Genomic DNA, 8,681 nt, shown 5'->3' on the forward strand with positions numbered 1-8,681 from the left:
AACAGTGGGAGGTGTCATGTGAATCAAATCTTTAGTGAAGTTCCGGACTCCAGGACGTGGAGCCATGTGGAAGAGATTCATAAAGGCTGGTCTAAAGATAAGAAATACTATGTTCAAACCAATGACGACAGAGAATTGCTGCTGAAAATATCAGACATAACCCAATTTGAAAGAAAACAACATGAGTTTGAAGCTGTAAAAAAGCTGGATCATTTGGAGGGAATTTTAATGTCCCGGCCGCTTGGTTTTGGGATTTGCAACAACGAACAGTCTGTATACTCTTTATTCACCTGGATTGAGGGAGAAAATGCAGAGAAGATTATTCCCACCTTAAACGCTAACGACCAGTACCGATTCGGGTTTCGAGCAGGAGAAATATTAAGAAAAATGCACGAAAACCCGGCGAAGCAAGACCAAGCGCCATGGGCCGAATATTATAACGCCAAAATCAGCAGATACATTAGCAACTATAAGGGAAGCGGCATTCCTTTTAAGGGAGCAGATCAAACCATTCGCTTTATTGAGCAGCATCGCCATCTATTAGAACATCGTCCTCAAACGTTTCAGCACGGTGATTATCATGTAGGCAATATGGTGGTTACGCAATCCGATGAACTGGGGATCATTGATTTTAATAGATTGGATTATGGAGACCCTTGGGAGGAATTCAATCGTATTACCTGGTGTGCGGCATTAAGCCCTTCATTCGCGTCGGGTCGTATCCACGGTTACTTTAACAACGATGTACCTGATTTATTTTTTAAATTAATGGCTTTGTATATTGCAAGCAACCAAATTTCATCCATCCACTGGGCAATTTCGTTTGGGCAAAAAGAGGTTGACGATATGGTTCAGCGGGCTGAAGAGGTGCTGAATGCATATGACGATTTTCAAACCTATATCCCCAAATGGTATTTGCCGAGTTACCGCGATTAAAAAAAGCAAAAGTTCCCTTTTAAAAAATGAAGACCGCCGCTCCAAAGAGTGACGGTCTATTTATACATGTTCCATTATTGCTTCTTGATCTTGTACGTAAATTCCCAAACAGCTTGATTACCTGAATAACGTCCACGGTTTTCAGTAACCGTGACCTTTAACTTAACGGTAGAACCTTTGGCAGAAATCGTGGAGATCTTTACATTTTTGCTGGCTTCGCCTTCGTCAGGAACCTTGTCCTGTTCCTCAGCATACGCATACAGCTTGATGCTGCCACCTGATTTGACCTTCACCTTTACGCTGTTACCTTCACTAATGGACTTGCCAGCCACCTGAGCAGCAATTGCCCAATCGTTGCCAACATGATCATTGGATACCGGGGTTGCCTGCTGAAACGTTACGACATAGGTTGATGTTGCCGATGCTGCGAGCGCATACGTTCCGTTGAATAACAGGGATACCACTACGAATAGAATAGCCGATGCTTTCGTCCACATTCTATACATTCTTATTCTCCTGTCTCCTTCAGTTTGAGATATCGAAGGGAAAACCCCTCTAATCTTTTTATCGTATGCTACACAAATAATTGTTAATGGTTGGTAAAAAATGAATTTTACTTCTTATTGCATCACTTATGATGTAATGATATTTAGAGCATTCATGTATCGTTCATTAGTTTGATAAAATAAGCTGGATAACGTGAAAGGAAGGGAAAACCTGATGGAAAAAATGTATAGCCAACAAGAAATCATAGATATGATCATTAAGCTGCTTGAACAAACCTCGATATACGAAGAACAGTATGAGCAATATGTAAGACGACCTTTCCGTACGGATTTTTATGATGATCTTAGCCCGTATGTGCAAGTGGGCAAGCGGGGTTATACGCTCCAGATGTACGAAAGAGGCATACAGATGCTGAACAAGCTTACGAAAGATGTAGAGGATGTGATTTATTGGATCATCGAAGATACGATTCACATCATTGCTCATCTAAATCTTCTTCGCAAATATAAAGTGGATAACATAAATACTCATTTAAATTATACCAAGGAGATCATGAAGGAGCTGACCACTGCAATGAACAAAGCATTTTATGAAATTGGAGGAATCTATCAGGAATGGCATGAAGCGAATAGAAGGGGGAAGCTGGAGAACCCATTAAAGTAAAACAAAAAAGCTTAAAGAAACAGTTGACAATCACTCAGGTAAAATTTACACTTTTATATTAGTGATAATGATTATCAGTATCATTAATTTTAAGTATATCTTGCACTTACTATATTTCAAAGGAGATTTACAACATGCGTCGTATGATGAACAAGAAATTCCACATGATTTTATGTGCGCTATTCGTAATGATCTTCGTTATTTCAGGCTGTGGGAATGCTGGCAGTTCCTCTGATTCATCTGCAAAACCCGCGTCCTCCACGAAGGAAGAGGTAAGTAGTAATTCTGATACGCGTACAGTCTCTACGGTAAAAGGAGATATTAAGGTACCCGCTAATCCTCAACGGATAGTAGTGAACTGGTATGTTGGCGATATATTTACACTAGGGATTAAGCCAGCGGCAATAATGGGCTGGAAGCAAGAAACGATGCCTTTTTACGATAAGTTTAACGACATCCCCAATATTGAAAAGTGGGAAACTGAAGAAATTATGAAGTATGATCCTGATCTCATCATTACATATGATACAAAGGATTATGATAAGCTGTCTAAAATTGCGCCTGTCCTCGTCATTCCTGAGGATAAAATGACCTCCCTAGAACGGTTGAAGTTCCTTGGTCAGGCCACAGGACATGAAGCAGAAGCGGACAAAGTGATTTCACTCTTTGAAAGCAAGCTGAGTCAGGCCAAAGAAAAACTAAGCTCCGACATATTCAAGGACAAAACGTTTAGCATTTTCGAGGACTGGGGCAGTGGATCCTACGGAATATATTATGAAACAGGCTCACGTGGAGGGACATTGCTTTACAATTATCTGGGGCTCCACAAACCCGAAAAGCTCAATACATTGGTTAAAAATTCCGGAGAGGGGCGAGGTTCTTTATCCTACGAGGTAGCTGCTGAATACTTTGGAGATTATGTCTTGTGGTTTAAGCAGGAGGGTAAGGAATCCGAATATGCGAAGACAAAAATCTGGAGCAGTATTCCAGCCGTTAAAAACGGACATATCATCGAAATTCCAGCGAAATATGCAGGACTGTTCTATTATTCGGACGTTGCTAGTATGACGGGACAGCTAGATTATATCATTAGCAAATTGCTGGATCAGGCTAAATAACGATGCATAATTGACCAACTAAGGGTGTAATCGATGTCTACTCACAAAGAACCAAATAAAAAAGGAATATTTCATTTTGTAAGCTACATGATCGTGGGCGTGTTCCTGCTCCTGGTGGTTACCGCAGCATCCATTACCTTTGGTGCTGCGGAAATGAGCTTGAAGCTGGCGTGGGGGGCTATATTTCAGTTTGATCCCAATATTACGGAACATCAAATTATTCACACCTTGCGTTTTCCACGCACCGTGGCAGATATCATTGTAGGGTGCAGCTTGGCTGTGTGTGGGGCAATTATGCAGGGAACCACTCGTAATCCACTAGCGGATTCGGGACTCATTGGTATAAGTTCAGGCTCGACATTTGCTATTGCCTTATGTATGGCCTTTTTGCCTGGTCGCACCTACGGGGAAACCATGCTGTATTCTTGCCTAGGTGCAGCAATCACTACAGGCATTACGTATTACATCGCATCTAAAGGCAAGCGAGGCATGACGCCTCAGCGACTGGTGCTGGCAGGAATGTCCATCTCCATGCTTTTTGGTGCGTTTAGTACGTTTATCGCTATTAAGTATGAGATTGGCCAAGCCCTTGATTATTGGTCTGCTGGTGGTACAGCCAGCGCCAAGTGGGGTGAATTAGCTTTCATTGCGCCACTGTTTGTAGTAGGTTTGATCTGTGCCATCGTGCTTTCTCCCTCGATTACGATTTTGAGCTTCGGGGAGGATGTGGCATCAGGCTTGGGTATTCGTGCGAACAGGATTAAGCTGTTTTCAACCTTAATTGTATTAATTCTAACGGGGTTATCGGTTATTGTGGTCGGCCCTGTTGGCTTCGTTGGTTTGATCGTGCCACACATTATGCGCCATCTGGTCGGAACGGATTATCGGTATATTATCCCGGCCTCAGCTTTGTATGGAGCAGTCTTTCTGTTGGCGGCGGATTTACTCGGACGACTGATCAATCGTCCTCACGAAACACCCCTTGGCATTATTTTTGCCTTGGTGGGCGTACCCTATTTTCTCTACCTTGTGCGCAAGCAGAGGAGGGAGTTTAGTTGAAACTGTCCCGTAATACCAGGGGGATTAGCATTATTTTACTGTTAGTAGTGCTGACGCTGCTAGTGGCTGTACTCAGTATGAATGTTGGGAAAATGAACCTTTCTCCACTCGAAGTTTTCAAGGTCATCATGGGCGAAGGAACGAGCAAACAGAACCTAATCGTGTTTGACTTTCGACTGCCACGTATTGTGCTTTCTATATTGGTAGGTATTGGCATGGGGATATCAGGCTGTATTATGCAAAGCTTGCTCAAAAACGACATGGCCAGTCCGGGAACACTCGGCATCAGCTCAGGCTCAGGGTTATTTGTGCTTATGTATATTACGTTGTTCGCTAGTGAAGGATTGCTATCGCCTATTCTTCTTCCTGGGCTGGCTTTTGCAGGCGGCCTTACGGCAGCATTTTTGATTTTTATGCTTGCTTTCAGGCGGGGAAGAGACATCTCGCCTACAGGCTTAATTTTAACCGGTGTGGCTATGGGCAGTGGCTACAGCGCATTATCTCTGATGTTGACACTCCGGCTAGATAAGCAACAGTATGACTTTGCTTTGAGATGGCAGGCTGGAGACCTGTGGGGGGACGACTGGAGCTATATTATGGTGCTGCTCCCGTGGGTACTTATCATCTGCTTTTACGTTTTTTACAGGTCTAACACACTCAATACGTTGAATTTGGGAAATCAGACAGCATCGGGGCTCGGCGTAGCAATTAAAAGGGAATTTATCGGCTTGACGATCGCAGCGGTGGCTCTGGCCTCCGGTAGCGTGGCACTTGGCGGGAATTTCTTTTTTGTGGGGATGGTCAGTCCCCATCTGGCTCGCAGGCTGGTAGGTCCCAATCATAAGCTGCTACTACCTACCACAGCATTAGTTGGTTCATTAGTCATTTTGATTGCTGACACGCTTACTCGGACGATCAGTTTTGGTGCTGATATTCCAACTGGAATCATTATCACTATACTGGTTACCCCTTATTTTCTTTACTTGCTGTCGAAAGCCAGTTAATGTTTTATTCATGGAAAAGACGCTAACCCATGTCCAAGCAAAATACGACAGGGTTAACGTCTTTTTTATTGTTCATTGGGCGATTCTTCATTGTCATAGCTCAATTGCCATTCAATTCCGAACTTATCTTTCAGGCTACCATAGCATTTGCTCCAGAATGTTTCTTGAAGCTCCATGTTTACGGTCCCACCTTCTTTTAACTTATGAAAGTACGATCGAATTTTCTCCTCGTCTTTATTAACAATGGCCAGACTGATATTGTTCCCTGCAACAAAAGGCATTCCAGGAAAAACGTCTGAAAACATCACATTACTTCCATCAATATGAAGTCGCGTGTGCATGACCAAATTTTTAGCTTCTTCCGGTAGAGGATAATCGGGATTGGGCGGTGCTTCACCGAACGTCATGATTTGTGGTTTCTCAGTCCCAAATGCCTCTGCGTAAAACTCCGCTGCTTCACGACAATTTCCATTAAAGTTAAGATAAACATCAACAGACATGTGTTTCACTCCTTCAAGGATCATCATTTTTCCATACTATACGACCTTATTTCATTATTTACCTGCAAACAAACAAAAATACAATATGATCCGTTTTGCGAAAGTATTTGCGGCTTAACATGTTCAATTTTTAAAACAAATGGGCATTATGATCAAAGTAATGGTATGATAGCTTAGTTAAATCTGAACGACTAGTAATGGAGTGATCATATGGGTGGAAAAAGCAAGGGCGGCGGGACCGGCAGAGGTACAGGCAGTAAGGGCTGGACACGCTGGAACAAAACTGCGAAGCCAGTAAGGACAAAAAGCGCTTCTACAAGCGCACCGGGGAGCAAAGCAGCAGGTGGCACAAAAGGCGGCACTGCCAAACCAACAAGGAATAAAAGCGGCGGCAACAGTAGCAAATAAGCCGGGCAAGTATAAGTTGTCGTAAATGGTGAACATCTGATTAAGCAAGAACAATCAGATGTTTTTTTAATCATTTTACTCATACTCCCATACTAGAACCAGAAGCAGGTGAATCGTGAGAATTAACAAGTACATAAGTGAGACTGGGTTCTGCTCACGTCGGGAAAGCAACAGGCTGATTGCAGCAGGACGAATTACGATTAATGGTAACGTTTGTGAAGCGGGTGCGGATGTAGAGCCACAGGATATCGTGCTGATCGATGGCGAGGCTATTCCGCTTAATTCCAGTGAACCTGTATACTTGGCGCTAAATAAGCCTATCGGCGTTGTATGTACGGCAGCGGAACAAGTGGAGGGCAATATTATTCGTTATGTCAATTATCCTTCACGTATTTTTGCCATTGGCAGGCTGGATAAAGCGTCTGAGGGACTCATTCTATTAACCAACGATGGCAGTATTGTCAATCAAATGATGCGTTCCGAGCATGGTCATGAGAAGGAATATGTAGTGACTGTAGACAAACCTGTTACAAACGAGTTTACGCAGGCCATGTCTCGTGGCGTTGAAATATTGAACGTCATTACCAAACCGTGCAAGGTTGATCGTACGAGCGAATACGAGTTCCGCATTATTTTGACGCAGGGGCTGAATCTGCAAATTCGCAGAATGTGCAAGGCTCTAGGATACAGAGTGCTGAAGCTTGAGCGTATCCGGATCATGAATATTACCTTAGACAAGCTGGAGCGGGGACAATGGAGACATCTAGACAGGGAGGAACTGGAGTTACTTCTTTCTAAGTTGAAATGATGGATACAACGAAAGTTTATTTTAAGAAGCATTTATTCGAAGCAGGCAAAGGGGAATCTCTTACCAAATTCGAGAAATTGCTTAGTCCATTGTCTGCTACTATGGAGGCATAACAGAGGAGAGGCTAACAAGCAACTACCATAACCGAAAAAAGGGCTGATCGTTATCCTGATGGTAACCTGATAGAAATTTCTAACTATTAAGTTAAACCCCTAGCAGTAAGCTTGAACATAATTTCCAAGTGTTTACATAGAAAGTCATCATGTGTTAAGATTGCTTTAATTGATAAGGACGGAGGGGTTACGTGTGCTAATCTAATTCTTCGATATTCTTTGCACAATGTATTAAATAGTGATTTAAGGCTATTGGTGTGCACAGTAATCGAAGAACGGTTTGCCTTCACGGTAACCTAGTTTAGTTATATGCAAATGGAGGCAGGGGTAACTCTATCCTCATTCTGTATAGACTGAATATAAAGAAAATGAAATGAACTTTGTTGATCTATCCGGTGTAGGACTGCGAGTCTATCATAAGATAATCACCATATTGCGTTCATTTCCAAATTCTTTTTTCGATTACTGTAAACACAGGCTAATATCCTGTGTTTTTTTGTTATATATAGTATTGGAGGGAGGAATTCTACATGAACGAACAACTAATAAAAATCGATGGAATAGAAATATGTACCGACAGTTTCGGAAAGCGAGTTAACCCGGCAATATTACTGATTATGGGTGCCCAATCCTCACTGGTTTGGTGGGAAGAAGAATTCTGCCAGCGTTTAGCAGATACGGGGCGTTTTGTCGTTCGTTATGATAACCGAGATGTTGGACGTTCTACAACTTACGAACCTGGTCAACCGGACTATACTTTCGAAGACATGGCAGATGATGCGATTCGAGTATTGGATGCTTATAAGATTGAGCAAGCGCATATCGTAGGGATGTCCATGGGTGGAATGCTGACTCAAATGATAGCTCTACGACATCCAGAAAGAGTTCTAACCATTACTCTTTTAGCAACGTCCAATTTTGCTCCAGATCTTCCACCGATGGAGGAAAAGGTTATGGACTATTTCTCGAATATGGGAACAATAGATTGGACGAACGAACAATCAGTCGTCGATTTTGTGATAGGTAGATCAAGAATTTTAGTAGGTTCAAAACACCCTTTCGATGAGAATAAAGTTTATAAATTAGCAAAAGAAGAATGGAAAAGAAGTAACAATATAGCCAGCATGAACAATCACGCAATGCTGTCAGGTGGAGAATCCTATCTGGCTAGGACAGGGGAAATAAACGTCCCTGCTCTGGTGATTCACGGTACTGAAGATCCGATTATCCCTTATGAACACGGAATAAATCTTGCTAACGAAATTCCAGGTGCAGTTTTACTGACATTGGAAGGTGCCGGGCATGAGCTTCACTATGACGACTGGGATTTAATAATCGATTCTATCTCAAATCACACTTCGATACCCAATAAGTTCAGCTAATGTGTACGATAGCTGAATAAAGCCGTTTTTGAGAGAAGCAATCTTCCTGAATAAAAAGGCAATCTCCTTTTTTAGGGGGTGGTATTATCCCCTTCAAGTAGACACTCAAAAAAGTCCGCATGGTATCATGAGGATTGAGTGAACTTGAAGGGGATATTTGTATGGCTAAAAAAGGACAGAAAT

General features: G+C 42.4%; 10 protein-coding genes. 8 read left to right on the top strand and 2 right to left on the bottom strand.

Translation table 11 applies throughout. From position 1 onward, the window contains the following. Positions 1-18: 18 nt before the first annotated feature. Entirely contained in the window at positions 19-936 is a 918-nt protein-coding gene (locus tag LCF57_RS10420; protein ID WP_226000625.1) for an aminoglycoside phosphotransferase family protein, read from the top strand. Positions 937-1,010: 74 nt separating this feature from the next. Here the strand turns inward: LCF57_RS10420 and LCF57_RS10425 are convergent, their stop codons facing one another. Continuing rightward, positions 1,011-1,442, bottom strand: a complete 432-nt coding sequence (locus tag LCF57_RS10425; RefSeq protein WP_226000626.1) for a hypothetical protein — start codon at positions 1,440-1,442, stop codon at positions 1,011-1,013. Positions 1,443-1,656: 214 nt separating this feature from the next. Here LCF57_RS10425 and LCF57_RS10430 point away from each other — a divergent pair, with 214 nt between their 5' ends. The 4 genes from LCF57_RS10430 (at position 1,657) to LCF57_RS10445 (ending at position 5,287) form a co-directional block, all read left to right on the top strand. Beyond that, the gene (locus tag LCF57_RS10430; RefSeq protein ID WP_226000627.1) at positions 1,657-2,106 is read left to right on the top strand and encodes an Imm63 family immunity protein; all 450 of its coding nucleotides are present in this window, start codon (positions 1,657-1,659) and stop codon (positions 2,104-2,106) included. Positions 2,107-2,240: 134 nt separating this feature from the next. Then, positions 2,241-3,224 carry an ABC transporter substrate-binding protein gene (locus LCF57_RS10435; protein WP_226000628.1) on the top strand — a complete coding sequence of 328 codons (984 nt, stop codon included), beginning with the start codon at positions 2,241-2,243 and terminating at the stop codon, positions 3,222-3,224. Positions 3,225-3,257: 33 nt separating this feature from the next. Continuing rightward, complete coding sequence (locus LCF57_RS10440; protein ID WP_226000629.1) at positions 3,258-4,283, top strand: FecCD family ABC transporter permease; 1,026 nt, start codon at positions 3,258-3,260, stop codon at positions 4,281-4,283. Then, positions 4,280-5,287, top strand: coding sequence for a FecCD family ABC transporter permease (locus tag LCF57_RS10445; RefSeq protein WP_226000630.1), 1,008 nt, complete (start codon positions 4,280-4,282; stop codon positions 5,285-5,287). The genes LCF57_RS10440 and LCF57_RS10445 overlap by 4 nt, the downstream gene beginning before the upstream one ends. Positions 5,288-5,352: 65 nt before the next feature. Here LCF57_RS10445 and LCF57_RS10450 read toward each other — a convergent pair whose 3' ends face one another. Then, complete coding sequence (locus LCF57_RS10450; protein WP_226000631.1) at positions 5,353-5,787, bottom strand: VOC family protein; 435 nt, start codon at positions 5,785-5,787, stop codon at positions 5,353-5,355. A gap of 210 nt (positions 5,788-5,997) precedes the next feature. Between LCF57_RS10450 and LCF57_RS10455 the strand changes: the two genes are divergently transcribed. The 3 genes from LCF57_RS10455 to LCF57_RS10465 all read left to right on the top strand — a co-directional run bounded on the left by LCF57_RS10455 (position 5,998) and on the right by LCF57_RS10465 (position 8,498). Then, entirely contained in the window at positions 5,998-6,195 is a 198-nt protein-coding gene (locus LCF57_RS10455) for a DUF3934 family protein (protein ID WP_013310240.1), read from the top strand. Between the two features lie 115 nt (positions 6,196-6,310). After that, on the top strand, positions 6,311-7,003 hold the full coding sequence (locus LCF57_RS10460; RefSeq protein ID WP_226000632.1) for a pseudouridine synthase: 693 nt from the start codon (positions 6,311-6,313) through the stop codon (positions 7,001-7,003). A gap of 643 nt (positions 7,004-7,646) precedes the next feature. Continuing rightward, the gene (locus tag LCF57_RS10465) at positions 7,647-8,498 is read left to right on the top strand and encodes an alpha/beta fold hydrolase (RefSeq protein WP_226000633.1); all 852 of its coding nucleotides are present in this window, start codon (positions 7,647-7,649) and stop codon (positions 8,496-8,498) included. Positions 8,499-8,681: the final 183 nt, after the last annotated feature.

The organism is Paenibacillus sp. BJ-4 (assembly GCF_020404765.1).
Classification (GTDB): Bacteria; Bacillota; Bacilli; order Paenibacillales; family Paenibacillaceae; genus Paenibacillus.

Excerpts from the sequence above, each read along its gene's own strand:
- LCF57_RS10425 (WP_226000626.1), bottom strand. The coding sequence starts at position 1,442 with ATGTATAGAATGTGGACGAAAGCATCGGCTATTCTATTCGTAGTGGTA.
- LCF57_RS10455 (WP_013310240.1), top strand. The coding sequence starts at position 5,998 with ATGGGTGGAAAAAGCAAGGGCGGCGGGACCGGCAGAGGTACAGGCAGT.
- LCF57_RS10440 (WP_226000629.1), top strand. The coding sequence starts at position 3,258 with ATGTCTACTCACAAAGAACCAAATAAAAAAGGAATATTTCATTTTGTA.
- LCF57_RS10430 (WP_226000627.1), top strand. The coding sequence starts at position 1,657 with ATGGAAAAAATGTATAGCCAACAAGAAATCATAGATATGATCATTAAG.
- LCF57_RS10450 (WP_226000631.1), bottom strand. The coding sequence starts at position 5,787 with ATGTCTGTTGATGTTTATCTTAACTTTAATGGAAATTGTCGTGAAGCA.
- LCF57_RS10465 (WP_226000633.1), top strand. The coding sequence starts at position 7,647 with ATGAACGAACAACTAATAAAAATCGATGGAATAGAAATATGTACCGAC.
- LCF57_RS10435 (WP_226000628.1), top strand. The coding sequence starts at position 2,241 with ATGCGTCGTATGATGAACAAGAAATTCCACATGATTTTATGTGCGCTA.